This window comes from Verrucosispora sp. WMMA2121, from assembly GCF_027460185.1.
GTDB lineage: Bacteria > Actinomycetota > Actinomycetes > Mycobacteriales > Micromonosporaceae > Micromonospora > Micromonospora palythoicola.
The window spans coordinates 24,542-50,155 of record NZ_JAPZBH010000006.1; the positions used below are offsets into that span (position 1 = coordinate 24,542).

Genomic DNA, 25,614 nt, shown 5'->3' on the forward strand with positions numbered 1-25,614 from the left:
TTACACGCCCGCCGGGGCGTCGGGGCACCCGGGCGAGCTACTTCACATGACGGTGACCGGGGTCGGCGACACCGCGACGACGGTCCACCGCCACGTACGAGCCGGGTTGGCTCTTGGCCACGGTCTTCATCTCGGAGGCGACCGTCATCGCCTCCAGCGGATCGGTGATGCGCTTGTCGGTGTCGGAGATCGCGACCCCGATGGAGAGGGTGACCAGCGCCGCCCGGCGGATGTTGCCGCGCCGGTCCTTCAACTCCACGTAACCGCGTTCCCGGTCGGTGGGATCGTAGAGGGCGTCCGCAGCCTTCTCGAAGTCCGCCGACACCCGCAGGGTGAGCGGCCGCACCTGCTCGGGCGTGCACACGAAGACGAAATCGTCGCCGCCGACGTGGCCGAGGAAGGCCGGCGGCAGGGCCACCGCGACCACCGCCCGGTGCAGGCTGCGGGCCAGCGCGGAGATGAAGCCGTCGCCCCGGACGAACCCGTACCGGTCGTTGACGCTCTTGAACCGGTCGATGTCGATGTAGCCGACGGCGTAGTCCGCGCCGCCACGGACCCGGTCAGCGATCTCCCGGCGGATCCGGCTGTTGCCCGGCAGGCCGGTCAGCGGGGAGACCTCCCGGAACTCCTTGTTGCGCCGCAGCGTGGAGCTGACCCGGGCGACCAACTCGGCGTTGTCGAAGGGCTTGACCAGGTAGTCGTCGGCGCCGGCGTTGAGCCCGTGAACCTTGTCCTGGGTCATTCCCTTAGCCGTCAACATGATCACCGGCAGGGCGGCGGTCATCGGGTCGGCGCGCAGACGTCGGGTCAGTTCCAGCCCGTCCACCCGGGGCATCATCAGGTCGACCACGGCCAGGTCCGGCCGCTGGCGTTCGATCAGCTCCAGTGCCTCCTGGCCGTCGGCGGCGAGGATCACGTCGAAGCCCTGCAGACGCAGGTTGAACTCGACGAAGCGGGCGATGTCCTCGTCGTCGTCGACGACGAGGATCACGTCCTTGCGATCGTCGGAGGTCTCCACGTCAGGCCCGGGTCGCCGCGCGCTCGGCCAGCCCGCGCAGCCGGCGTACCGCCTCGGCCGGGTCGTCGGCGCCGTAGACGGCGGTGCCGGCCACGAAGGCGTCGGCACCTGCCTCGGCCGCCTGTTCGATGGTGTCGGCGGCGATCCCGCCGTCGACCTCGATGCGCAGCTCCAGGTGGCCGGCGTCGACGTGCCGGCGCGCGGCGCGGACCTTGTCCAGCAACTGCGGGAGGAACCGCTGCCCGCCGAACCCGGCCTTGATGGTCATGACCAGCAGCGTGTCGAAGCTCGGCAGCAGGTCGAGGTACGGCTCGATCGGGGTGTCCCGGTCGATCGCCAGCCCCGCCTTGGCGCCCGCCGCCCGCAGGTCGCGGGCCAACGCCACCGGGTCGTCGCAGGCCTCGGCGTGGAAGGTGACGTTGTACGCCCCGGCGTCGGCGTAGCCAGGCGCCCAACGCCGCGGGTCGGTGATCATCAGGTGTACGTCGAAGGGCAGCTTGGTGGCGGCCCGCAGGCTCTGCACCACGGGCAGCCCGATGGTCAGGTTCGGCACGAAGTGGTTGTCCATGACGTCGACATGCAGCCAGTCCGCGGCGTCCTCGACGGCACGCACCTCTTCGGCGAGACGGGAGAAATCGGCGGCGAGGATGCTGGGCGCGACGATCGGCGGCGGTACGGTCACGGAGCCAGTGTACGAACGTGGCCAGCGGCCACGGCAGCGTGCCAGCAACCGGGACGCCTGGTGACCCGGAGGTGACCAATGGTGCAGAATGACCCCCTTCGAACCGGTGAAACGGAATGAAGCTCGGCTTCCACTGGCCAGACGACCCATTCGCGGCAACACTCCATCGGGGACGGTGACGGTATCGTGCAGGCCGGTGGGCGCGGGAGCCGGCAGCCGGGCGGCAGCTCCCGGAAAGGGCGGACGATGCGACGGTGGCTCGCGGCACTGGCGCTGGCCAGTGTGGCTGCGATGGTGCTCGGCGGCTGCGTGCGGCCGGGCGGAACCGACGGCGACCTCACCGACGACTGGCAGACACTGCGGGCACCCACGATGTTCGTCCCGGCCACCGACGCCTGCCTGCCCCGGATCACCTCGGTCGTGCAGGCGAGCACGTACGAGACCGTGGACTGCGCCCGCAACCACCTCGCCGAGACCATCCACGTCGGTACGTTCACCGACGACGACGCCGAGGGCGAGCGTCCGGAGCCGGGGTCGGCGGCGCTGCGTACCGCCCGGGCGGAGTGCGATCAGCGGGCCCGGCTGGTGCTCGGCGGTGACTGGCACACCGCCCGGTTGACGCTCAACATCGCCCTGCCGTCGGTGCCGGCCTGGAACGGCGGCGCCCGCTGGTTCCGGTGCGACCTGAGCGAGACCGACAGCATCGACAACACCCGGCCGGTCAACCGCACCGGCAGCCTGCGTGGCGCGCTGATCGGCGACTCACCGCTGGTGCATCGCTGCTTCGACCCGAAACTGATCGGCGACAGCCTGAACTACATGGCACCGGTGCTGTGCACCGAGCCGCACGGCGCGGAGTTCGTCGGTGTCTACGTCGAGCAGGACATGAGCTGGGAACAGTTCGTCGCCTCGGCCGGCCGGGCCCACAAACGGTGCATGGAGCTGATCGCCGCCTTCGCGGACGTGCCCAACAACGCCGACCTGCCCTACCGCGCCGGTTCCATCTTCTACCCGCCCTCGCAGCGGGAGTGGGAGGAGGGCGACCGGGGGGTGCGGTGCATCCTGTGGAGCGACGACCGCAAGCTCACCGGCTCGATGCGCGGCGTCGGCCCGCGGGGACTGCCCGTGACGTGAGCACGGCGCGCGAACGTCCCCGGCACCGTCCGATCCCGGTACCGTATGCTGCCGCTTCGACGGGCGGCAGCGGGAGGTCGGCGGGGATGCGGCGATGGTTGACCGGAGTCGCACTGGGTGCCGTGGTGGCGTTGGCGGCGACCGGCTGCACCAGACCGGCCGGCACCGACGGTGACCTGGTCGACGACTGGGCGTCGATGGCGGTGCCCGCGTCCTTCACTCCCGACTCCGGCACCTGCCACCGGCGACCGCAGGAGGTCGGTTACCTCAGCGCGTACGCCCCGGTGGACTGCGCCGAGCCGCACCAGGCCGAGACCCTGCACGTCGGTACCCTCACCGACGTGACCGGGAATCGGCCACCGGAGGTCGGCAGCGAGGGGATGCGCGTCGCGTTCGGCGAGTGCGACCGGCAGGTCCGTCGGATCATGGGCGGCGACTGGCGCGCTGCCCGGATCGGACTCACCGTCGTCCTGCCCTCGCCGCCGGCATGGGCCGGCGGCGCCCGCTGGTTCCGCTGCGACGTCCACGAGCTACGCGGGCTCGACACCCCGGTGCCGGTTCGGCGCACAGCCAGCCTGACCGGCGTGTTGGACAAGGCGTCACCGCTGCGGCACGGCTGCTTCAATGCCCGCACCGAGGGCGACGAGGTGATCGAGATGGTCGCCGTCGAGTGCACCGCGCGGCACCGGGCCGAGTTCGTCGGTCTGTGGCAGGCGCCGGAGAGCACTTGGTCGGAGTTCCTGGAGAACCCGGCGCGCGCCCATCGTGGTTGCCGCGGCGCCATCGCCCGCTATGCGAAGGTGCCGGACGACGGCAACCTCCAGTTCCGGGTCGGCACCATCTTCTACCACCCCGCCGAGGGCGAGTGGCGCAGCGGCAACCGGTCGGTGAAGTGTTTCCTCTGGATGAGCGACCGCACCCTGACCCGCTCGGTGAAGGGCGCCGGCACCCGCGCCCTCCCGATCACCTGAGCCCCCCGGCCACACCCCTCGGGCCCCGGCCCTCGGCCGTGGCGGCAGAGCCGCGACCCTGACACAGCCTCAGCCCCTCGTCCCCACCGACAGCCCACCCACGGCACAACACCCCCACCCCTCACCCCGCACAGCAGCCCGCCCCGCACGCCGATGCCGTCACCGCGGCGGGTGCCGCGCGCAATCTTGGAAAGTTTCCGTTAGGCGCTAACGGAAACTGTCCAAGGTCTTGGCGGATCGTTGGGATTTCGGAATGTGGGAGGTGACCGGGCGGTGGTGGGTCTTGCGGCTCGGTTTGGTCACGGTGGAGCGCCCGCCCCCCGGTGGGGACGGGCGCCTGTGGACGGGTCGGGTCAGGGCTGCTCGGCGAGTCGGGCGACAAACGCCTGCCAGGCCGCCGGTGCGAAGGCCAGGGCCGGACCGGTCCGGTCCTTCGAGTCGCGGACACCGACGACGCCGGGAAGGTTGTCGGCGACCTCGACGCAGTCGCCGCCGTTCGAGCTGCTGCGGGTGCTGGTGCGCCACACGGCGCCGGTCAGGTCAGCCATGATCGTGCCTCAAGGAAGTCGATGGTCTGGCGGCGCGGCAGCGCCACCGAGCGCAGCGTATCCCAAATGGACCAGAGCGCGGCGGTGTCGTCGGTCAGCCGGCCGGCGGCCTGGTCGTCCAGGTACGCGACGTCGCCGTCCTCGGTCGTCGCGATGACGAACGGCCCCGCCTGCCCCGGGTGCAGGCCGGCGTCCAGCGGCAGCACGTGCAGCAGGATGTTGGGCCGCCGCGCCAGGTTGACCAGGTGGTCCAGTTGCGGGTGCATGATGTCCGGGGCGCCGCGGCGGAGGGCGAACTCGTCGATGACCGCGACGAAGAGCGGCGGTTTGCGCCGTTCCAGGACCGACGCCTGCCGGCGCATCCGGGTCTCGACGTAGCCGGCCACCTCGTCGGGGGCGAGCAGCCCGCTGCTGAGCACCGCCGAGGCGTACTCGGGCGTCTGCAACAGCCCCGGGATGACCGCCACCTGGAAGGACCGTAACGCGGTCGCCTGGAGTTCGGTCTCCACCCAGGGGCGCAGCCAGGCCGGCTCGCGCCGCTTCAAGACGTCCGGCCAGATGTCCTCGATGTCGCGCCCCAGCGCCGCAGCCGCCGCCGCGCGGTGCCGGGGATGCGGCACCCGTCCCGGGGCGACCCACCGCGAAACCGTCTTGGGATCCACGCCGACCTGTTCGGCGAGACTCTCGGCGGTCTCGCCCGCGTCCACCATGGCTGCTCGCAGCGCCTGATTCATGCCCGCCTCCCGCATGACGTCCTTGACGTCTATAGAACCTATGCCTACGCCCTGTAGTCGTCCACATTCGGTGGGCAATTGTCTTGATGGGCGGCGCGCGCGGGCCTGGGACGGCAATCCCGCTCGCCGGGTCGCCGGGGGTCGCCCCTGGGCGAGCAGACCGGGGCGGCCCTCTCCAACCACTACGGAGGAGAAGTCCCATGTCCCTGCGAGAGCCGGCGCGTGGCTGGTGACCCGGCGGGAGGGCGACATACCCGGGTCCGCCCCGGCGTGTACCTGCTGACCCGGGCAGCATCCCCGCAGTTCCACACACCGATCCTGGTCCGGGTGATCCGGCACCTGGACCGCACGACGTACGACGGGTGGGCCTGGGTCGACGTCTACCAGCTCGACCGGCACGGGGACGCGACGCAGCGACGAGCGCTGTTTCTGCGACCGGCGGGGATGCGGCCGGTCAACGTCCCGCCCGTCCCGTACGCCGAGCGTCGCTCCCGGCCCCGCTGCGCCGCCGCGAGCGCGACCGGATGAACGGCCGGATCGAGGAGCACGTCCCGTCCCGCCCGACGTGGCGGTGCCGGGCCTGCGGGATCGCCTGGCCCTGCTCGCCGGCGAAGCTGAATCTGCTCGCCACCTACCGGGAGGACAAGCCGGCGCTCATGGTGCACCTGGTGGAGTTGCGCGAAGAGGCCGCCGAGCAGCTTGCCGGGCTAGCGCCCGGTGAACAGCTCCCGGATCTGCACCGACGGTTCACGGACTGGGTACCCGTCCGGTCCGCCGAATAGCCACCCGCCCCGGTCGCTGCGGCTCTTCCCCCGACCGCCGCGCCGGGGCGGGTCCGGGCGGCCGGTCCGCAGCACGCCACAAGCGGATCCCGGCGGCGAGGTCCGCAGCACGCCAGGAAACACGACGGTGCCGGTCAGCCGACCAGGCACGCCACGAACGGATCCCGGGCGGTACCGGGGCCGCATCAGGTGCGGCGGAGCAGGGCGAGGAACATCGCGTCGGTGCCGTGCCGGTGCGGCCACAACTGCACCGTCGGCCCGTCGCCCAGGCCCGGCATTCCGGCCGGCAGCACCGTGCGGGCGTCAACGAAGTCGACCGGCACTCCGCTGCGGCGGGCCGCCTCGGTCACCGTCACGTGCGTCTCCACCGTGTGCGGTGAACAGGTCACGTAGGCCACCACCCCACCCGGCCGGGCCGCCCGCAACCCGGCGGCGAGCAACTCGCGCTGCAACCGGGTCAGGGCGGACAGGTCGGACGGCTGCCGCCGCCAGCGCGACTCGGGGCGGCGGCGCAGCGAGCCCAGCCCGGTGCACGGCGCGTCGACGAGCACCCGGTCGAAGTGTTCCTCCGGCAGTTTCGGCTCGGTGCCCACCAGCCGGCCGTCGGTGTTCAGCACGGTCACCGGCAGCCCTCGGGTGGCACCGGCGACCAGCCGGGCCCGGTGCTCGGCCACCTCCACGGCGGTCAGCCGCGCGTCGCGCTGCGCCGCCAGGGCACCGAGCAGACCCGACTTGCCGCCCGGACCGGCGCACAGGTCGAGCCACCGGCCGTCCGGCCCGTCCACCGGTGCCAGCGCGAGCGCGTTCGCGACCAGTTGGGAACCCTCGTCCTGGACGTGGGCCCGGCCGTCGGCCACCGCCGCCAGCTCGCCCGGGGCGCCACCGGCGAGGTAGACCGCGTACGGCGAGAAGGCACCGGGCGCGCCGCCCACCTCGTCGGCGAGGTCGACCGGGTCGGCCAGGCCGGGTCGGGCAGCCAGGTGCACCGGCGGGCGCTCGTTGTCCTCGATCAGCAGGCGGGTGGTCTCGCCGAGGTCACCGCCGAGCGCCTCGCTGAACGCCCGCACGATCCATTGTGGATGGCTGTAGGCCAGCGCGAGGTGACCGATCGGGTCGCTCTCGACCGCCGGCGCCAGTCTTGTCACCCACGCGTCGAGGTCGTGGGTGGCGACCTCGCGCAGCACCGCGTTGGCGAAACCGGTTGCGCCCTGGCCGACGGCCCGGACCAGGTCGACGGTGGAGGAGACCGCCGCGTGCGCCGGCACCCGGGTGTGCAGCAGCTGGTACGCGCCGATGCGCAGCGCGTCACGGACCGGCGGGTCGATCCGCTGCACGTCCCGCCCGGCCGCATCGGTCAGGATCGCGTCGAGCGTGCCGAGGTGGCGCAGGGTGCCGTAGGTCAGTTCGGTGGCGAAGGCGGCGTCCCGGCCGACAAGTCCCGCGTCGGTCAGGATCGCCGGCAGCACCAGATTGGCGTACGCGTCGTCGCGGTGCACCGCCGCGACCGCCTCGTACGCCGCGTACCGTGGCCGGTCGACCAGCGGCCGCCCCCGACGCTCTCCGCTGCGGCGGGCGGCGGTCTCCCTCACGCGAACTCCTCCCCGGCACCGACCCGGGCACCGCGCGCCCAGTCGGTCGCCGGCATGGCCCGCTTGCCGGCCGCGCGCACCTCGCCGAGACGCACCGGGACGGTGGCCGTGCCGGCCAGCACCCGTGCCTTCTCCACGAGCAGCTCACCGGGCTTCAGGTCGGGCGCGTCCGGTGCCGGGGTGACCGGGCCGAGCTTCACCCGCTCGTCCCGGAAGGTCGTCCACGGCCCGGGAGCCGGGGTGCAGGCGCGGATGCGCCGGTCCACCGCGAAGGCCGGATCGGCCCAGCGCACCCGGGCGTCCTCCACGGTCAGCTTCGGGGCCAGCGAGACGCCGTCGGCCGGCTGCGGCTCGGCCCTGGCGGTGCCGTCCTCCAGCGCGTCCAGCACCGCGACCAGCAGCCCGGCCCCGCTGTGCGCCAGGCGCTCCAACAGGTCACCGGAGGTGTCCCCGGGCCGGATCTCGTCGGTGAGCGTGCCGTAGACCGGGCCGGTGTCCAGCCCCTCCTCCAGCTGGAAGACGCTGGCCCCGGTCAGCTCGTCGCCGTGCAGCACCGCGTGCTGCACGGGTGCGGCTCCCCGCCACGCCGGCAGCAGCGAGAAGTGCAGGTTCACCCAGCCGTGCCGGGGGATCTCCAGCGCGACCGGCGGCACCAGCGCGCCGTAGGCGACCACCGGAACGCAGTCCGGCGCCAACTCCCGCAGCCGGTCCAGGAACTCCGGCTCACGCGGACGCGCCGGCGTCAGCACCTCCACACCGCGCTCGTCGGCCCAGGCGCCGACCGGGGAGCGGACCAGCCCCCGACCACGCCCGGCGGGCGCGTCCGGCCGGGTCACCACGGCGACCAACTCGTGCCGGGAGTCGGCCACGGCGGCCAGGGCCGGAACGGCGACGGCCGGCGTACCAGCGAAGATCACCCGCATCCGGTCACCGCCCCAGACCGAAGGGGCTGCCGGCGGCGTGCGGGCTCAGCTTGACCGTCGGCGGGGCGGCGGCGTCGTACCACTCGGCCTGACGGATCGCCTTCATCGCCTCCTTACGACCGGCCGGATCCAATCGGTCGAGGAAGAGCACCCCGTCGAGGTGGTCGGTCTCGTGCTGCACGCAGCGGGCCATCAACCCGGTGCCGACGATCTGCATCGGGTCGCCGTAGCCGTTGAAGCCCTTGGCGATCACGTTCTGCCGGCGCTTGGTGTCGAAGTAGAGCCCGGGAATGGACAGGCACCCCTCCGGGCCGTCCTGCTCCTCCTCGTCGGGGAACTCCAGCACCGGGTTCACCAGGTGGCCGAGCACGTCGTCGACGTCGAAGGTGAACACCCGCAGGCCCACACCCAGTTGCGGCGCGGCGAGACCGGCGCCGCCCTGCTCACGCATGGTGTCGGTGAGGTCCTCGACGAGCTTGCGCAGCTCGACGTCGAAGTCGACCACCGGATCGGCCGGCGTGCGCAGCACCGGATCCCCGAACAGACGGATGGGCTGGACGGTCACGCGGGTTGGCTCCTTCACGGCGGGACGGTAGTGCCGTACCAGTCTACGGACTGCCGATGACCGTGCCGGCCGGCGCACCACCAACCGTGGCGGGCAGTGGTTCACCCACGGTGACCGGCAGGTGATCGTACCCGCGCAGGGTCAGCCGGATCCGTCGCCGGGGCTGCCCGGCCGACGCCAGTTCGGGCAGCCGGCGCAGCAGCGCCGGGAAGGCGACCTGCGCCTCCAGTCGGGCCAGCCCCGCTCCCAGGCAGTAGTGCGGCCCGGCACCGAAGGAGAGCGGATTCAGTTGCGCCCGCCACGGGTCGAACCGCTCGGGCCGGGGATACCGCCGGGGGTCCCGGTTGGCCGCCCCGAGCAGCAGCAGGAGCCAACTGCCGGCGGGCACCTCGACCCCGCCGAGCCGAACGGCTTCGCCGCTGGTCCGGGTGGTCAGTTGCACCGGTGAGTCGAAGCGGAGCAGTTCGTCCACGTACGCCGGGGCGTGCTGCGGATGCTGACGCAGCACGTCAGCGGCCCCGGGGTGGGCCAGCAGTACCGCCAGCCCGTTGCCGAGCAGGTTGGTGGTGGTCTCGAAGCCCGCGACGAGCAGGATCACCAGGTTCGCCAGCAGTTCCTCGCCGGAAAGCCGGTCACCGGCGTCGTGCGCCTGCACCAGGGCGGTGGTCAAGTCGTCGGCGGGGTGCCGACGACGGGCGGCCACCAGCTCGGTGAAGTAGTCCCGAAGCTCGGTGGCGCCCGCATCGGCCACGGCCAGCTCCGCCGGAGTGATCTCGGGCTCCAGGACGCCGGTCAGGTCGGCCGTCCACCGCCGGAACAGCGGACGGTCGGCGGCAGGTACTCCGAGCAGTTCGCAGATCACCCCGACCGGCAGCGGGTAGGCGAACTCGGCCATGAAGTCGACCGGAACGCCGCCCCGGCCGTTCGCCGCCATCGCGTCGATCAGCTCGTCGGTCTGCGCCGCGACCACCTCGCGCATGGTGCCGATCCGGCGCGGGGTGAAGGCTCCGGCGGCGAGCCGGCGCATCCGGCTGTGGTCGGGCGGGTTGGTCCGCAGCATCGAACGGGCGATCGAGGACACGGCCGGGCTGTCACGCCAGTCCGACAGGAGGCCGTCCCGCAGATGCTCATCGAGCACCCGGATCCGGGCATCGCGCAGGAGTTCGTCGGCCTCTGCGTAGCCGGTGACCACGAACACGCCCGGATCGGCCTGCACGATCGGCCCATGGGCGCGTAGCCACTCATACGCCGGGTACGGGTGGACCCGCCCTTCGGGCGACATCAGCCAGGCAAGCGCCGCAGCGAGTTCCATCCGGCCTCCTCGGTGTGTCCCGGAGGCTCCATGATGCCGGGGCGATGCCATCGCGGCCGGCACCCGACGTGGGTCAGCCGGCGGGGCTCTCGCCGGCGAGCACCGCGTCGCCGGCGAGCAGGGCGTGCTCGGGCAGCGGCAGGTGCAGGTCGTGGGCCGCCTCCCAGTCGTGGATCAGGCTGGGCCGGGCCTGCGCGACGAAGTAGTCGACCGCGCTCACCCCACCGACCACCGGTTCCTCGACCTCGGCGACCAGCCGGCCCGCCACCAGCCGGGAGCCGCTGCGCAGTGCGGCGCTGAGTCGGCGGTGCCCGTTGACCACGAAGAAGTACTCGCCGGTGTACCCGATCTCCAGGGGTTCCAGGCCGGTCTCACCGTCGGCGGCGACCTCACCGGTGAAGGCCGAGTCCCAGGTGCCGCGCAATCCGGCGATGTCCTCGGTCGGGTAGACCCGGCCCGGGTCGAGCAGCAGCAGCGGCGGGGCACCGCGCAACACCTCGGGCGCCAGCCGTCCCTCGTACGCGTCGACGATGCGTTCGATCACCTCGTCGGCGGACGCCCGGGTGGTGTCGCAGATCAGGTCGTAGTTACGCAGCCGGGCCTTGTCCACGCCGTACCGGACCAGGAACCGGCCACGCTCGCTCTCGCTGCGTTCCCTGAGCTTGGCCTTCGCCTCGTCGAGGGAGGTGTAGCTCTCGGCCGGCCCGGAGGGGCGCAGCAGGACCCGGCGGGCGGCCTCCCCCGGCTCGGTGATCATGTGCACCTTGAGGGCGTCGGTGAAGAAGTGCCAGGCCAACCGGGAGTCCATGACCAGGCTCTCCCCGGACGCGGCGATGTCGCGCTGGAGCTGGTCGACGTAGCCGTCGACGGCCTGGTCCAGCTCGGCGTGCAGGTTCAGCTGGAGCGCGGTCATCTGCCGCTCCTGGGCCATCTTCCGGTAGAGGTCACCGACGCTGACCCGGCGCAGGCCGAGCCGCTTGGCGATCTCGACGGAGACGGTGCTCTTGCCGCTGCCCAGGTCACCGTTGAAGACGATCGACTGACGAACGGTCACGACTTGTCCACCCCTGATCACCGGCCGGTTGAGATCATCGATTTCCGCGCCGGACCGACGCGGTGCCGCAGTCGTCGCGCCGCCCTCGGACACCTCCAGCCCGACCTGGAGTCGCCGTACGCACCGGCATGACGGGCGATGCTACCACCTCGTGCGGCTCGACCCTCGGGACGCGACCCCGAGCGGGCGAGTCGATACTCACAGTCATGATCGGGTAACATATCGCACTGATTGGGACACTAACCGGTACCCTCCGTCACCGGCCGCGGTCAGAACAGCGCGAGCGGGTCGACCTGGAGGCGTACCGGTTCGGCCGCCTTGCGGGCGCTGCGCACCCCGGCCGCCGCGTGCAGCGCACCGGCCATGGCGGCGGCCCTGGCCCTGGGCACCCGTACCAACATCCGCTCCCGCTCGCCGTCGGCCGGCACCGGACCGAGCAGCTCGGCCCCGTCGGGCAGCCGCGCCTGCGCCAACAGGTCGGCGACCGCCGCCGGCAGGCCCGTCACGCTGGCCATCCGCATCGCCGGTGGAAAGCCCAGCTCCCGCCGCTCGGCCAGCTCGCGGGCGGCGAACCAACCGGCGTCCCAGCGCAGCAGCGCCTGCACCGGGGCGAGCGCGCCGTCGGCGACCACCACCACGCGCCCCCCGGCGGAGGCCGGCCGGGCCAGGGCCGCGGCGGCCGTCCAGCGGCGCAGCGCCTCCTCCCCGGCCCGCAGGTCGGCGCGGGTCAGCAACGCCCAGGTGTCCAGCAACAGGACCGCGCCGTACCCGCCGGCCGTCACCGGCTCGGCCCCCGGGGTCGCGATCACCAGACCGGCGCCGCCGGGGACGTCGGCCAGCACCTCCTCCCGACCGGAGGTACGCACCGGCACCCCCGGGAAGGCCCGCCCCAACTCCTCGGCGGTCCGCCGGGCACCGGTGACCGAGGCCCGCAGCCGCCGCCCGCCACACCGGGGACAGGCGTACGCGGCGGCGATCCGGGCGCACCAGCGGCAGGCCGGCGACCCGCCGGCCGACGGCAACGCGAGCGGGCCGGCGCAGTGCGGGCAGCGGGCCGGGGTGCGGCAGTCGGCGCAGGCCACCGAGGGCAGGTAGCCGCGCCGGGGCACCTGCACCAGGACCGGCGCGTCCGCGCGCAGGGCCTCCCGGGCGGCGGTCCAGGCCAGGCTCGGCAGCCGGGCCGTCGCCGCACCGGGATCGCGGGCCAGTTGCGGGTCGTCGCCGGTCGGCACGATCGCCGGGGTACGCGCCCGCAGCACCGCCCGGTCGGCGACCACCTCGCGGGCCCAGCCGGTCTCGACGAGCAACTGCGCCTCGGCGGTCCGGGCGTAGCCGCCGACGAGTGCGCCGGCCTGCGCCAACTGGGCCCGGGTGAGCAGCACCTCGCGGGCGTGCGGGTACGGGGCGCGCGGCTCGGCGTGCAGATCGTCACCGTCGTCCCAGATGGCCACCAGACCCAGCCGGTCGACCGGGGCGAACATGGCCGCCCGGGTGCCGATCACCACCGGGGCGTCGCCGCGACGGGCCGCCAGGAACGCCCGGTACCGCCGTGCCGGACCGAGGGCGGAAGACAGGCAGACGTGCCGGCCCGCGCCGAGCCGCGCGGTCAGCGCGACGTCGAGCCGATCCAGGTCGCGCCCGTCGGCGACCACCACCAGCGCCCCCCGGCCGGCGGCCACCGTGGCGGCGACGGCGGTGGCGTAGCGGGCCGCCCAGTCCTCCCCCGGCAGCGCCGACCACACCGCCCGGGGAGAGCGCCCGTCGGCGAGCGCCCGCAGCAGCGCCGGCCCGGCCGGGTAGTCGTGCCACCCCTCCGGCTCCGGCACCGGCGGAGCGGCCACGGTCGCCGCCGGATCGGCCCGTGCCGCCGGTGACAGCGGGTCGGACGCCGCCGGGTCGGGCGAGTCGGTCGGTGTCGGGTCGGTCGGTGTCAGGTCGGCGGGAAGGGCCTGGGCGATCGCTTCCTTCTCCGCCCGGGCGTGCCGGGGCGGGACCGCGAGCCGCAGCACGTCGGCCAGGCTGCCGGCGTACCGGTCGGCGACGACCCGGGCCAGCCGGGCCACCTCCGGGGCGAGCACCGGCACCGCGGAGACGACCTTGTCCAGGTACGCCAGCTTGGGGTGGTCGGATCGTTCGGTCCGCTCCAGCAGCCAGCCGTCGACGAGTTGACCGGCGAAGCGCACCTTGACCCGGACCCCCGGCACGGCGTCAGCGGACAGCGCCTGCGGAACCAGGTAGTCGAAGGGGCGGTCCAGGTGGGCCAGGGGCACGTCGACGCAGACCCGGGCGACCGGCGACCCGTCCGCGGGCCGCCGGTCGTCACGCCGGGTGGTTGTCAGGCTCCGGCGGCCGACTTGAGGTCGGCGGCGCGGTCGGTGGACTCCCAGGTCAGCTCGGGCAGTTCGCGGCCGAAGTGACCGTAGGCGGCGGTCTGGGCGTAGATCGGCCGCAGCAGGTGCAGGTCCCGGATGATGGCGGCCGGGCGCAGGTCGAAGATCTCGGTGACCGCCTTCTCGATCGAGGCCACCGGCACCGTCTCGGTACCGAACGTCTCGACGAACAGGCTCACCGGGTGCGCCTTGCCGATCGCGTACGCCACCTGCACCTCGCACCGCTCCGCGAGACCGGCGGCCACCACGTTCTTGGCCACCCAGCGCATCGCGTACGCGGCCGACCGGTCGACCTTCGACGGGTCCTTGCCGGAGAAGGCCCCACCACCGTGGCGGGCGTAGCCACCGTAGGTGTCCACGATGATCTTCCGCCCGGTCAGACCCGCGTCGCCCATCGGGCCACCGATCTCGAACCGACCGGTCGGGTTCACCAGCAACCGGTAGCCCTCGGTGTCCAGCCCCAGACTCTCCAGCTCCGGGGCGATGACGTGGTCACGCACGTCCGGGGTGAGCAGCGACTCCAACGAGATGTCCGCGGCGTGCTGGCTGGACACCACCACCGTGTCCAGGCGCACCGGCCGCAGACCGTCGTACTCGATGGTGACCTGCGTCTTGCCGTCCGGGCGCAGGTAGGGCACCGTGCCGTCCTTGCGTACCGCGGCGAGCCGGCGGGCCAGCCGGTGCGCCAGCGCGATCGGCAACGGCATCAGCTCGGGCGTCTCCGAGCAGGCGAAGCCGAACATCATGCCCTGGTCACCGGCGCCCTGCGCGTCCAGCGCGCTCTCCGACGTCCCGGTACGCAGCTCGAACGCGTTGTCCACACCCTGCGCGATGTCCGGCGACTGGGAGCCGATCGAGACACTGACCCCGCACGACGCCCCGTCGAACCCCTTCTTCGACGAGTCGTAACCGATACCGAGGATCGTCTCCCGCACGATCGTCGGGATATCGGCGTACGCCTTGGTCGTCACCTCACCGGCGACGTGCACCTGACCGGTGGTGATCAGAGTCTCCACCGCCACGCGGCTGTGCGGATCCTGCGTCAACAGGGCATCGAGAATGCCGTCGCTGATCTGGTCGGCGATCTTGTCCGGGTGGCCTTCCGTGACCGATTCGGACGTGAAGAGGCGGCGTGTCACGGTACTCCTAAGTCTTGGACGTCGTTCCGCGGCAGTCTAGTCACCAACCGTCGACGGTATCGTCCACGGTCGTCTCGGGCCCAGCCGTCAGGAGGAGTTACCGGCCAACCGGGCGACCACCAGGTCCCACACCCCGTCGGCGAGGTCCTCCTTGGACCGCTCGGGCATCCGGCTGACCGAGCCGTCCACGCTGATGACCGTGGCCGCGTTGGTCTCGGCGCCGAAGACCTTGTCCGGCCCGACCTCGTTGATGACGATGAGGTCGGCCCGCTTACGGGCCAACTTGGCCCGTCCGTTGGCCTCGGCGTCGCTGGTCTCGGCGGCGAACACCACCAGCACCTGCTCCGGCCGACGACGCTGACCCAGCTCGGCGGCGATGTCCGGGTTGGTCACGAGTTCGATGGTGGGTGCGGTGCCGTCGTCCGACTTCTTGATTTTGCCAGGCGTGTACGTCGCCGGGCGGAAATCGGCCGGAGCCGCCGCCATCACCACCACGTCGGCGTCCACCGCCGCCTTCAACGTGGCCTCCCGCAGTTCCCCGGTCGTACCCACGCGGATCAGATCCGCGCCGGCCGGGTCGGGCAGTGCGACGTTGGCCGCGATCAGCGTGACCCGGGCACCACGGGCGAGCGCGGCCCGGGCGAACGCGTAGCCCTGCTTGCCGGAGGACCTGTTGCCCAGGAAGCGCACCGGGTCCAGCGGTTCCCGGGTGCCACCGGCGGTGACCACCACCCGCCGGCCGGTCAGGTCGGCCGGCGCGTCGACGCCACGGGCCAGGACGCGGCGGGCGACGGCGAAGATCTCCGTCGGCTCCGGCAGCCGGCCCTTGCCGGTGTCGACGCCGGTGAGTCGCCCCACGGCCGGCTCGACGACCCGGATCCCTCGGGCCCGTAGCGTCGCGACGTTGGCGACGGTGGCGGGGTGCTCCCACATCTCGGTGTGCATGGCCGGCGCCAGCAGCACCGGGCAGCGAGCGGTGAGCAGGGTGTTGCTGAGTAGGTCGTCGGCGAGGCCGTGGGCGGCGCGGGCCAGCAGGTCGGCGGTGGCGGGCGCGACCACCACCAGGTCGGCCTGCTGACCGAGGCGCACGTGCGGCACCTCGTGCACGTCGGACCAGACGTCCTCGGCCACCGACTGCCCGGAGAGCGCCGCCCAGGTCGGCGCGCCGACGAAGCGCAACGCGGCCGCGGTGGGCACCACCCGCACCTGGTGGCCCGACTCGGTGAACAGGCGCAGCAGCTCACACGCCTTGTAGGCGGCGATCCCGCCGCCGACGCCGAGGACGATCCGGGCGTTCATCGACGCGCGGGAGGTTACGGCTGGTCGGTCGGCTCGGCGGTGAGCAGGCCCGAGTTGATCTCGCGCATCGCGATGGAGAGGGGCTTCTCCTGGGGAGTGGTCTCGACGAGCGGGCCGACGTACTCCAGCAGGCCCTCACCGAGCTGGCTGTAGTAGGCGTTCACCTGACGGGCGCGCTTGGCCGCGAAGATGACAAGCGCGTACTTCGACGTCGTCTTCTCCAGGAGCTCGTCGATCGGCGGGTTGGTGATGCCTTCGGGGTTGGCGATGGATCCCACGGATGAACCTCTGCGTCTTTCGCACGGACCGCGCGTGCGCGCGGTGCCGGCGCTCAACCGCGCGGACGCGGCCGGGCCGGAGCCAGGAAGGAAGAACCGATGAATCCTACCAGTTCGTCCACGACCCGCTCGACGCGGTCGTGCGACACGCTGAGGTCGACGGCCGCCACCACGGGCAGGCCCGGCAGCCGACCGGGCGGATGGAGCAGGACGATTCGCGCCTCCGGCCACCCCGCCCGGACCAGCAACGCCCCGGCCAGGTCCAGTGCGAGCAGCACCGGCTGCCCGGCGGCGAGCCGACGGCGCAGCGGGGTGATCTCCGTACCGCGCCGGTACCCGCCGAGCCGGCTCCATTCCAGCAGCTCGCCCTCGGCGAGCCGACGGTCGAACTCCTCCGACGTGACGAAGTGTCGGTGGACGCCGTCCAGTTCGCTGTCCCGGCGGGGCCGGGTGGTGACCGCGATCGGCGTCCACACTGACGGAGAACGCGCCCGGACCAGCTCGACGACACTCTCCCTGCCGGCACCGGATGGGCCAGCCAGGACAGTGAGCCGAGCCGCCGGGCGCGCCTCGTCATCCAAGCTCACTGCTTGTTTCTACCCGCAGTCGTGCTCAGTTGGCGGCGAACTCCCCAAGCAGGGCCTTGCGCTGCTGCTCGCCGAGGCCACGCAGACGGCGGCTGTCGGCGATCTTGAGCTTCTCCATGATTTGAGTAGCCCGGATCTTGCCGATGCCCGGCATGGCCTGCAGCACGGCCGACACCTTGAGCTTGCCGACGACATCGTCGGACTCGGCCCGCTCAAGAACGGCTCCGAGGGTGGTCTTGCCCTGCTTGAGCTGCTCCTTCAGCTCGGCACGGGCTTTGCGGATCTCCGCAGCCTTCTCCAGCGCGGCTGCGCGCTGCTCGGGGGTCAGTGACGGGAGCGGCACCAGTTCTCCTCAGGTCCCTATCGCGACGGGCGGGACGCGCCGCCGCATCTGTGAAACGTGGTGTCGCTGTGAACCAAGGGGTTCCCAGCGCGGGGAAAACTAGCGGTCAACGGAGCTTTCGGCAACGTGGGCGCGCGATGATCACCACAAAGTGACCGAGTCATCAGTCAGTCATGACATCGCCAGGACCGCGCGACACTCGGCCACGGCGCGGTCCGCGGCGGCTCGCAACGCCGCCGGATCGGGCCCGGCGCCCAGCACCTCACGGGAGTACGCGGGCAGCACGGCGGGCACCGCGGAGCCGAAGACGACCCGCAGATCCGCCGCCGTGGCGCCCTGCGCGCCGAGGCCGGGTGCGAGCAGCGGGCCGTTCACCGCCGAGAGGTCGCAGTCCGTCTTCCCGACCGTGGCACCGATCACGGCCCCGACGCTTCCGATCGGCTCAGCACCCGCGTTGAGCTGGGAAATCTCGTCTAGAACCGTCTGCGCGACGGTACGTCCGTCGGCGCTGCGCGCCCGCTGCACCGAGGCGCCCTCGGGGTTGGAGGTGAGGGCCAAGACGAAGACGCCACCGCCGTGCTCGGCAGCCAGCTCGAACATCGGCGCCAGCGAACCGACCCCCAGGAAGGGGCTCGCGGTCACCGCGTCGACATACATGGGGCTGGATGGATCAAGGTAGGCCGACGCGTACGCGCGGACCGTCGAGCCGATGTCGCCGCGCTTGGCGTCGAGGAGAACGAGCGAGCCGAGATTTCGTAACTGTCGGATAGTTGACTCAAGGACCGCCATCCCTTGAGACCCGAACCGCTCGAAGAACGCCGACTGGGGCTTGACCACCGCAACCTGGTCGCCGAGGGCGTCCACGACGGTCCGGGCGAATCGTTCCAGGCCGGCGACATCGTCGCCGAGGCCCCACTGGGCCAGCAGCGCCGGATGTGGGTCGATTCCCACGCAGAGCGGACCGCGCTCGCGCATTGCCCGGTGCAGCCGGGCGCCGAAGCTCTCCATAGCCAGTACCTTCCTCTCGTCCGGTGCCGGATTTGCACCATCCGCGCCTACTCAGCAAGCCGGGTTCAGACCCCCGCCGGGATACTCCAATTCCCGGCACCTGCTGAGCACGGCTACTCAAATCGAGCCAAGCGTCGGCGACCGCCTACTCAGCCCACCGCGATCGCTGCCGCGACACCCGTCACCAGGGTCGCCAGGTCGGCGTCCGTGGTGACGTACGGCGGCATCGTGTAGACCAGGTTCCGGAAGGGACGCAGCCACACCCCCTGGGCCACCGCGGCGGCCGTGGCCGCGCCGACGTCCACCTCGTGGTCCAGTTCGACCACGCCGATGGCGCCGAGCACCCGCACGTCCACCACGCCCGGCGCGCCGCGCAGTGGCGCCAGCCCGGACCGCAGCCCCCGCTCGATCCGCGCCACCCGCTCGGACCAGTTCCCGGCCCGCAGCAGGCCCAGCGACGCGTTGGCGACCGCGCAGGCGAGCGGGTTGCCCATGAACGTCGGGCCGTGCGCGAGCACACCACCGGCGCGGATGCCCCGCGCGACCTCGGCCGTGCACAGCGCGGCGGCCAGGGTGAGGTAGCCGCCGGTGAGCGCCTTGCCGACGCAGAGCACGTCCGGGGTGACCCCGGCGTGCTCGGCGGCGAACATCGTCCCGGTACGGCCGAAACCGGTGGCGATCTCGTCGAAGATCAGCAGCACTCCGTGTGCCCGGGTCACCTCGCGCAGCACCCGCAGATAGTGCGGATGGTGGAAGCGCATGCCGCCCGCGCCCTGCACCACCGGCTCCACGATCACGGCGGCCAGCTCGTGGGCGTGCCGCTCGACCGCGTCGATCAGCGCCGCCTCGTACGCCGGATCCGGCGGGCTGTCGAAGCCACCCGGCGGTACCGGGGCGAAGACCTGTCGCGGCAGCACGTCCCCCCAGAGGTGGTGCATGCCGCCGTCGGGGTCGCAGACGCTCATCGGATGGAAGGTGTCGCCGTGGTACCCGCCCCGCCAGGTGCCCAACCGGTGCCGCCGCGGCCGGCCGGTGCCCCGCTGGTACTGCAGGCACATCTTCACGGCGACCTCGACACTCACCGAACCGGAGTCGGCCAGGAACACGTGCTCCAGCCCGTCCGGCGTCAGCTCGACCAGGGTACGGGCCAACTCCACGGCCGGCGCGTGGGTCAGCCCGCCGAACATGACGTGACTCATCCGACCCACCTGGTCGATCACGGCCGCGTCCAGGACCGGATGCCGGTAGCCGTGGATCGCCGCCCACCAGGACGACATCCCGTCGACCAGCTCACGGCCGTCGGCCAGCCGCAGCCGCACCCCCTCGGCGCTGTCCACCAGGTACGGCGCCACCGCCGGCGGCAACGCCGCGTACGGATGCCACACGTGCGCCGCGTCGGCGGCAAGCACCTCCTCCGGCGTCATCAGCCCTCCTTCTGCCCCCTTTGCTCTGCTTCACCGGACGCACGAACTTCTGCCCCGAAACCGTTGCGTGGGGTGAAGCAGAGCAAAGGGAGTGGTGAGATAGGTGGTGTTCGTCAGGCTCCGGTGGTGGCCGGACGTACGGCACCGGCGGCCGCGCGGGCGACGGCGCGGGGCAGCGCCGGGCCACGGTAGATGAAGCCGGTGTAGAGCTGCACCAGGCTGGCACCCGCGTCGAACATCCGGGTCGCGTCGTCGGGATCCACGATGCCACCCACCCCGATCACCGGCAGTCGCCCGCCCGTCTCGGCGTGCACGAAGGCGACCACCTGCCGCGCCCGGTCGGCCAGGGGACGGCCGGACAGCCCACCGGCCTCGCCGGAGCGCCCCCGGTCGGCCGGGGCCAGCCCGTCGCGCCCCAGGGTCGTGTTGGTGGCGATCACACCGGCGGCGCCTCGGGCCAGGCACACCTCGAGCAACTCGGCGATGGCCGGTTCGGTGAGATCGGGAGCGATCTTCACCAGCACCGGCTTCTCCCCCACCAACGCCGCCAGCAGCGCGTCCAGGTGCCCCCGGTCCTGCAACGCGCGCAGCCCGGGGGTGTTCGGTGAGGAGACGTTGACCGCGAAGTAGTCACCGTGATCGCGCAGCGCACGGTACGACTCCCGGTAGTCCTCCACCGCGTCCTCCAGGGCCGTCATCTTCGACTTGCCCAAGGAGATGCCCAGCGGTACGCCGAGCGGACGTGGCAGCGCCGCGAGCCGGTCCGCCAGCGCCTGCGCCCCGGCGTTGTTGAAACCCATCCTGTTGATCACGGCCTCGCTGTCGACCAGCCGGAACAGCCGGGGCCGGGGATTGCCCGGCTGCGGACGCGCCGTCACCGTGCCGACCTCGACGAAACCGAAGCCCAGCGCCGGCCACGCCGGCAGCGCCACCCCGTCCTTGTCCATCCCGGCGGCCAGCCCGACCGGATTCGCGAACCGCACTCCGAACACGGTGCGCGGCGCGGCCACCGCGTACCGGGCCCGCACCGCCGCCAGTGCCACCGGCATCCGGGACAACGTGGCCAACCGCCGCAGGGTGAACTCGTGCGCCGCCTCCGCGTCGCCACCCCCGACCCGGAACAACCCCCGCCGCACGGTCCCCTCGAAAATCACGCCACCCCTCCCGAACGCCATGCGTCGATCATGAAGTTGTTGTCGCGACACGCCGGGGCGGCAGACAACAACTTCATGATCAACGGAAGCTGGGGGGTCACTGGGCGGGCCGGAGGGTGGCGTGCAGGGACTGGAGGGGGCGGACCTGCATGTCGCCGCGGATGCGGGCCTCGATGCCCATGACGGCGGCGGCGGCGCCGGGGACGGTGGTGATGCAGGGGATGTCGGCGGTGACCGCCGCGCTGCGGATCTCGTAACCGTCGGAGCGGGCGCTGGCACCGGAACCCTGTGGCGTGTTGACGACCAGGGCGACGTGTCCGCCGAGGATCAGCGACACCGCGTCGTCCTCGGAGCCGGCCTCGTAGTGCTTCGGAACCTGCTCGCAGGCGATGCCGTGCCGGCGCAGCACCTCGGCCGTACCGCTGGTCGCGACGATGTCGAAGCCGAGATCGGCCAGCCGCTTGATCGGGAAGATCATGCCGCGCTTGTCCCGGTTGGCCACCGAGACGAAGATCCTGCCCTCGGTCGGCAACGAACCGTACGCCGCCGACTGCGACTTGGCGAAGGCCTGCCCGAAGGCGGTGTCGATCCCCATCACCTCGCCGGTCGACTTCATCTCCGGGCCGAGCAGCGAGTCCACGCCCTTGCCGGCCGGGGTACGGAACCGCTTGAACGGCAGCACCGCCTCCTTCACCGCGATCGGGGCGTCCGGCGGCAGCGAGCCACCGTCCCCGGTCGCCGGCAACATGCCCTCGGCGCGCAACTCGGCCAGGGTCGCGCCGAGGGCGATCCGGGCCGCCGCCTTGGCCAGCGGCACCGCCGTGGCCTTCGAGACGAACGGCACGGTACGCGAGGCGCGCGGGTTGGCCTCCAGCACGTACAACGCGTCGTCCTTGAGCGCGTACTGCACGTTGAGCAGTCCGCGTACGCCGATGCCCCGGGCGATCGCCTCGGTGTAGCGGCGGACCTGGGCCACGTGCGAACTGGCCAGGGTGATCGGGGGCAGGGCGCAGGAGGAGTCGCCGGAGTGGATGCCCGCCTCCTCGATGTGCTCCATGATCCCGCCGAGGTAGACCTCGCCGTCGGCGTCGCAGAGCGCGTCCACGTCGATCTCGATGGCGTCGTCGAGGAAGCTGTCGACGAGCACCGGGTGGTCGGGTGAGATGTCGGTGGCCCGGCCGATGTAGTCGCGCAGCGTGGCGTCGTCGTACACGATCTCCATGCCGCGACCGCCGAGCACGTACGACGGCCGGACCAGCACCGGATAGCCGATCTCGTCGGCGATCTCCTTCGCCTCGTCGTACGAGGTGGCGGTGCCGTGCGCCGGCGCGCGCAGGCCGGCCCGGGCCAGCAGCGACCCGAAGGCACCCCGCTCCTCGGCCAGGTGGATCGACTCGGGGGAGGTACCCACCACCGGCACTCCGGCATCCTTGAGCCGCTGGGCCAGCCCCAGCGGGGTCTGCCCGCCCAGCTGCACGATCACGCCGACCACGCCCGGCCCGCCGGCCGCCCGGCCGGAGGAGTCCTCCGCGTGCCAGACCTCCAGCACGTCCTCGAAGGTCAGCGGCTCGAAGTAGAGCCGGTCCGCGGTGTCGTAGTCGGTGGAGACGGTCTCCGGGTTGCAGTTGACCATCACGGTCTCGAAACCGGTGCCTGCGGCGCCGGAAGCGGACGCAGCGGCCATCCCGACCGGGGCGCTTCGCAGCGCCTGAACCGCGTGCACGCAGGAGTAGTCGAACTCGATGCCCTGGCCGATCCGGTTCGGCCCGGAGCCCAGGATCAGCACCTTGGGCCGCACGGAGCCGACCACCTCGGTCTCCTCGTCGTACGAGGAGTAGTGGTACGGGGTCATGGCCTCGAACTCGGCGGCGCAGGTGTCCACCGTCTTGTAGACCGGCCGGATGCCGAGGCGGTGCCGCAGCTTCCGCACCCCGTCCTCGGCGGCCAGCTCGGGGCGCAACGCGGCCAGCTGCCGGTCGGACAGGCCGGCCCGCTTCGCCCGGCGCAGCAGCGCCGCGTCCAGCACCGGTGCCGCCACGATCTCGGCACGCAGCTCGACAAGGGCGGCGACCTGGTCCAGGAACCACGGGTCGATGCCGCCGGAGGCGGCGCTGACCTCGGCGATCGAGGCGCCCAGCCGCAACGCCCGCTCCACCGTGTAGAGCCGCCCGTCGTGCGGCATGGCCAGCGCGGCGAGGGTGTTCTCCCGGGTCGCCCCGACCGGGTCGGGCACGGTCCAGAAGCCGGCGGCCTTGGTTTCCATCGAGCGCATCGCCTTGTTCAGCGCCTCGGTGAAGTTGCGCCCGAGGCTCATCGCCTCGCCGACCGACTTCATCGTGGTGGTCAGCTCCGGGTCCGCGCCGGGGAACTTCTCGAACGCGAACCGGGGGATCTTCACCACCACGTAGTCGAGCGTCGGCTCGAACGCGGCCGGCGTCTTGCGCGTGATGTCGTTGGGGATCTCGTCGAGGGTGTAGCCGATGGCCAGCTTCGCGGCGATCTTCGCGATCGGGAAGCCGGTCGCCTTCGACGCCAGCGCCGAGGAGCGGGACACCCGAGGGTTCATCTCGATGACGACGATGCGACCGTCGGCCGGGTTCACCGCGAACTGGATGTTGCAGCCCCCGGTGTCGACGCCGACCTCCCGCAGCACCGCGATACCCAGATCGCGCAGGTGCTGGTACTCCCGGTCGGTGAGCGTCATGGCCGGAGCCACGGTCACGCTGTCACCGGTGTGCACGCCCATCGGGTCGAGGTTCTCGATCGAGCAGACCACCACCACGTTGTCGTGGCGGTCCCGCATCAGTTCGAGCTCGTACTCCTTCCAACCGAGCACGCTCTCCTCGATGAGCACCTCGTGCACCGGGCTGGCGGCCAGCCCGGCGCCCGCGATGCGTTCCAGGTCCGCGTCGGTGTGCGCCATGCCCGAGCCGAGGCCGCCCATGGTGAACGACGGCCGGATCACCACCGGCAGGCCCAGCTCGGCGACCGTCTCCCGGACCTCGTCCATCGAGTGGCAGACCCGCGAACGTGGCACCAGCGCCGACGGGTCGGCCACGCCGAGGCGTACGCCGGCCTTCGCCACGATCTCCTTGAACAGCTGCCGGTCCTCGCCGCGCCGGATCGCGTCGATGTTCGCGCCGATCAGCTCGACGCCGTACTTCTCCAGCACCCCGGCCTCGTGCAGGGCCACGGCGGTGTTCAGGGCGGTCTGCCCGCCCAGGGTGGGCAGCACCGCGTCCGGGCGTTCCTTGGCGATGACCAGCTCGACGAACTCCGGGGTGATCGGCTCGACGTAGGTGGCGTCGGCGAACTCCGGGTCGGTCATGATCGTGGCCGGGTTGGAGTTGACCAGGCTGACCCGGATTCCCTCGGCCCGCAGTACCCGGCACGCCTGCGTCCCCGAGTAGTCGAACTCGCAGGCCTGTCCGATGACGATCGGTCCCGACCCGATCACCAGGATGTGCTTGAGATCGGTCCGCTTAGGCATTGGTACGTCCCCCACTGAGAGCCCGGCCGTCGATCAGCTCGGCGAAGCGGTCGAAGAGATAGTCCGCGTCGTGCGGGCCGGCCGCCGCCTCCGGGTGGTACTGAACGGTGAAGGCGGGCACGTCGCGCGCCCGCAGCCCCTCGACCACGTTGTCGTTGAGGCAGACGTGCGACACCTGGACGCCACCGAACTCGGTGTCGATCACCTGGTCCGGCACGACCGCCCCGGCCCGGACACCCGGAACCTCCACGGCGAAGCCGTGGTTGTGGCTGGTCACCTCCACCTTGCCGGTGGCCCGGTCGAGCACCGGCTGGTTGATGCCCCGGTGGCCGTAGCCGAGCTTGTAGGTGCCGAAGCCGAGCGCCCGGCCGAGAATCTGGCTGCCGAAGCAGATGCCGAACAGCGGCACCTCGCGGCGCAGCACCTCGCGCGCCAGGGCGACCGGAGCGTCGGCGGTCGCCGGGTCGCCGGGGCCCGGTGAGAAGAAGACCGCGTCGGCGCCGGTGGCCAGCAGGTCCTCGATCGTCGAGTGGGCCGGCAGCACGTGGGTGGTCACGCCACGCGCGGCGAGCCGGCGCGGCACGTTGCGCTTGATGCCCAGGTCGAGCGCGGCCACCGTGAACCGGTGCTCGCCCTCGGCGGCGACCACGTACGGCGTGGCGGTGGTCACCTCGGCGGAGAGGTCCGCGCCGAGCATCTGCGGCGACCGGCGGACCCGGTCGAGCAGCGCCTGCGGATCGTCCTCGACACTGGAGACGCCCACCCGCATCGCGCCGCGTTCGCGCAGGTGGCGGGTCAGCGCCCGGGTGTCGACGCCGCTGATGCCGACCACCCCCTCGGTGGCCAGCCGGTCCTCCAGCCCGCCGGTGGCCCGCCAGTTGGAGCTGACCCGGGCCGGGTCACGCACCACGTAGCCGGCCACCCAGATCCGGCGCGACTCGTCGTCCTCGACGTTGACGCCGGTGTTGCCGATGTGCGGGGCGGTCTGCACCACCACCTGCCGGTGGTACGACGGGTCGGTGAGCGTCTCCTGGTAACCGGTCATCCCGGTGTTGAAGACCGCCTCGCCGAAGGTCTCACCGACACTGCCGTACGCCTCACCGTGGAAGGTGCGCCCGTCCTCCAGGACGAGAATCGCCGACCTGCGCTTCACTGGGCCCGCCTTTCGTTAGCGACTGCGGGACTCCGCT

Annotated in this window: 24 protein-coding genes; 4 read left to right on the forward strand and 20 right to left on the reverse strand. The window is 72.2% G+C overall.

Features of this window, described 5'->3' with window-relative positions; translation table 11 throughout:
* Positions 1-37: 37 nt before the first annotated feature.
* Positions 38-1,018 (reverse strand): response regulator, encoded by a 981-nt coding sequence (locus O7605_RS09055; protein ID WP_269737331.1) that lies wholly within the window; start codon positions 1,016-1,018, stop codon positions 38-40.
* Between the two features lies 1 nt (position 1,019).
* Positions 1,020-1,700: a ribulose-phosphate 3-epimerase gene (gene rpe / locus O7605_RS09060; protein ID WP_269737330.1), complete on the reverse strand. Its 681-nt coding sequence runs from the start codon at positions 1,698-1,700 to the stop codon at positions 1,020-1,022.
* A 246-nt stretch (positions 1,701-1,946) separates the two neighbouring features.
* Between rpe and O7605_RS09065 the strand changes: the two genes are divergently transcribed.
* Positions 1,947-2,834 carry a septum formation family protein gene (locus tag O7605_RS09065; RefSeq protein ID WP_269737329.1) on the forward strand — a complete coding sequence of 296 codons (888 nt, stop codon included), beginning with the start codon at positions 1,947-1,949 and terminating at the stop codon, positions 2,832-2,834.
* An 86-nt stretch (positions 2,835-2,920) separates the two neighbouring features.
* The gene (locus tag O7605_RS09070) at positions 2,921-3,805 is read left to right on the forward strand and encodes a septum formation family protein (protein WP_269737328.1); all 885 of its coding nucleotides are present in this window, start codon (positions 2,921-2,923) and stop codon (positions 3,803-3,805) included.
* A 353-nt stretch (positions 3,806-4,158) separates the two neighbouring features.
* Here the strand turns inward: O7605_RS09070 and O7605_RS09075 are convergent, their stop codons facing one another.
* Positions 4,159-4,353 (reverse strand): DUF397 domain-containing protein, encoded by a 195-nt coding sequence (locus O7605_RS09075; protein ID WP_269737327.1) that lies wholly within the window; start codon positions 4,351-4,353, stop codon positions 4,159-4,161.
* Positions 4,341-5,087 (reverse strand): DUF5753 domain-containing protein, encoded by a 747-nt coding sequence (locus O7605_RS09080; protein WP_269737326.1) that lies wholly within the window; start codon positions 5,085-5,087, stop codon positions 4,341-4,343. Before O7605_RS09080 ends, O7605_RS09075 begins: the two co-directional genes overlap by 13 nt.
* A gap of 270 nt (positions 5,088-5,357) precedes the next feature.
* Here O7605_RS09080 and O7605_RS09085 point away from each other — a divergent pair, with 270 nt between their 5' ends.
* Positions 5,358-5,615 (forward strand): hypothetical protein, encoded by a 258-nt coding sequence (locus O7605_RS09085; protein WP_269737325.1) that lies wholly within the window; start codon positions 5,358-5,360, stop codon positions 5,613-5,615.
* Positions 5,612-5,869 carry a flavin reductase gene (locus O7605_RS09090; protein WP_269737324.1) on the forward strand — a complete coding sequence of 86 codons (258 nt, stop codon included), beginning with the start codon at positions 5,612-5,614 and terminating at the stop codon, positions 5,867-5,869. The genes O7605_RS09085 and O7605_RS09090 overlap by 4 nt, the downstream gene beginning before the upstream one ends.
* 185 nt (positions 5,870-6,054) lie before the next feature.
* Here O7605_RS09090 and O7605_RS09095 read toward each other — a convergent pair whose 3' ends face one another.
* The 16 genes from O7605_RS09095 to carA all read right to left on the reverse strand — a co-directional run bounded on the left by O7605_RS09095 (position 6,055) and on the right by carA (position 25,577).
* Positions 6,055-7,500, reverse strand: coding sequence for an RsmB/NOP family class I SAM-dependent RNA methyltransferase (locus O7605_RS09095; RefSeq protein ID WP_443083848.1), 1,446 nt, complete (start codon positions 7,498-7,500; stop codon positions 6,055-6,057).
* On the reverse strand, positions 7,455-8,381 hold the full coding sequence (gene fmt / locus O7605_RS09100; RefSeq protein WP_269737322.1) for a methionyl-tRNA formyltransferase: 927 nt from the start codon (positions 8,379-8,381) through the stop codon (positions 7,455-7,457). The genes O7605_RS09095 and fmt overlap by 46 nt, the downstream gene beginning before the upstream one ends.
* A 4-nt stretch (positions 8,382-8,385) precedes the next feature.
* Positions 8,386-8,946 carry a peptide deformylase gene (def, locus tag O7605_RS09105; protein ID WP_164445161.1) on the reverse strand — a complete coding sequence of 187 codons (561 nt, stop codon included), beginning with the start codon at positions 8,944-8,946 and terminating at the stop codon, positions 8,386-8,388.
* A 43-nt stretch (positions 8,947-8,989) separates the two neighbouring features.
* Positions 8,990-10,258 carry a cytochrome P450 gene (locus O7605_RS09110; protein ID WP_269737321.1) on the reverse strand — a complete coding sequence of 423 codons (1,269 nt, stop codon included), beginning with the start codon at positions 10,256-10,258 and terminating at the stop codon, positions 8,990-8,992.
* 73 nt (positions 10,259-10,331) lie between these two features.
* Positions 10,332-11,312 carry an AAA family ATPase gene (locus tag O7605_RS09115; RefSeq protein ID WP_269738771.1) on the reverse strand — a complete coding sequence of 327 codons (981 nt, stop codon included), beginning with the start codon at positions 11,310-11,312 and terminating at the stop codon, positions 10,332-10,334.
* A gap of 269 nt (positions 11,313-11,581) precedes the next feature.
* On the reverse strand, positions 11,582-13,582 hold the full coding sequence (locus O7605_RS09120; RefSeq protein ID WP_269738772.1) for a primosomal protein N': 2,001 nt from the start codon (positions 13,580-13,582) through the stop codon (positions 11,582-11,584).
* 65 nt (positions 13,583-13,647) lie between these two features.
* Positions 13,648-14,841, reverse strand: coding sequence for a methionine adenosyltransferase (gene metK / locus O7605_RS09125; protein ID WP_269738773.1), 1,194 nt, complete (start codon positions 14,839-14,841; stop codon positions 13,648-13,650).
* 87 nt (positions 14,842-14,928) lie between these two features.
* Positions 14,929-16,140: a bifunctional phosphopantothenoylcysteine decarboxylase/phosphopantothenate--cysteine ligase CoaBC gene (coaBC, locus tag O7605_RS09130; RefSeq protein ID WP_269738774.1), complete on the reverse strand. Its 1,212-nt coding sequence runs from the start codon at positions 16,138-16,140 to the stop codon at positions 14,929-14,931.
* Positions 16,141-16,154: 14 nt separating this feature from the next.
* Positions 16,155-16,418: a DNA-directed RNA polymerase subunit omega gene (rpoZ, locus tag O7605_RS09135; RefSeq protein ID WP_030335666.1), complete on the reverse strand. Its 264-nt coding sequence runs from the start codon at positions 16,416-16,418 to the stop codon at positions 16,155-16,157.
* 53 nt (positions 16,419-16,471) lie between these two features.
* Complete coding sequence (locus tag O7605_RS09140) at positions 16,472-17,005, reverse strand: guanylate kinase (RefSeq protein WP_269738775.1); 534 nt, start codon at positions 17,003-17,005, stop codon at positions 16,472-16,474.
* A 25-nt stretch (positions 17,006-17,030) separates the two neighbouring features.
* On the reverse strand, positions 17,031-17,348 hold the full coding sequence (gene mihF, locus O7605_RS09145) for an integration host factor, actinobacterial type (protein WP_007458370.1): 318 nt from the start codon (positions 17,346-17,348) through the stop codon (positions 17,031-17,033).
* Positions 17,349-17,519: 171 nt separating this feature from the next.
* Entirely contained in the window at positions 17,520-18,356 is an 837-nt protein-coding gene (gene pyrF / locus O7605_RS09150) for an orotidine-5'-phosphate decarboxylase (protein WP_269738776.1), read from the reverse strand.
* A gap of 149 nt (positions 18,357-18,505) precedes the next feature.
* A complete protein-coding gene (locus O7605_RS09155) occupies positions 18,506-19,780 on the reverse strand; it encodes an adenosylmethionine--8-amino-7-oxononanoate transaminase (RefSeq protein ID WP_269738777.1) in 1,275 nt (424 codons plus the stop codon).
* 113 nt (positions 19,781-19,893) lie between these two features.
* Positions 19,894-20,934 carry a quinone-dependent dihydroorotate dehydrogenase gene (locus tag O7605_RS09160; protein ID WP_269742572.1) on the reverse strand — a complete coding sequence of 347 codons (1,041 nt, stop codon included), beginning with the start codon at positions 20,932-20,934 and terminating at the stop codon, positions 19,894-19,896.
* A 97-nt stretch (positions 20,935-21,031) separates the two neighbouring features.
* Positions 21,032-24,424, reverse strand: coding sequence for a carbamoyl-phosphate synthase large subunit (gene carB, locus O7605_RS09165; protein WP_269738778.1), 3,393 nt, complete (start codon positions 24,422-24,424; stop codon positions 21,032-21,034).
* Positions 24,417-25,577: a glutamine-hydrolyzing carbamoyl-phosphate synthase small subunit gene (gene carA, locus O7605_RS09170; RefSeq protein ID WP_269738779.1), complete on the reverse strand. Its 1,161-nt coding sequence runs from the start codon at positions 25,575-25,577 to the stop codon at positions 24,417-24,419. The genes carB and carA overlap by 8 nt, the downstream gene beginning before the upstream one ends.
* Positions 25,578-25,614: the final 37 nt, after the last annotated feature.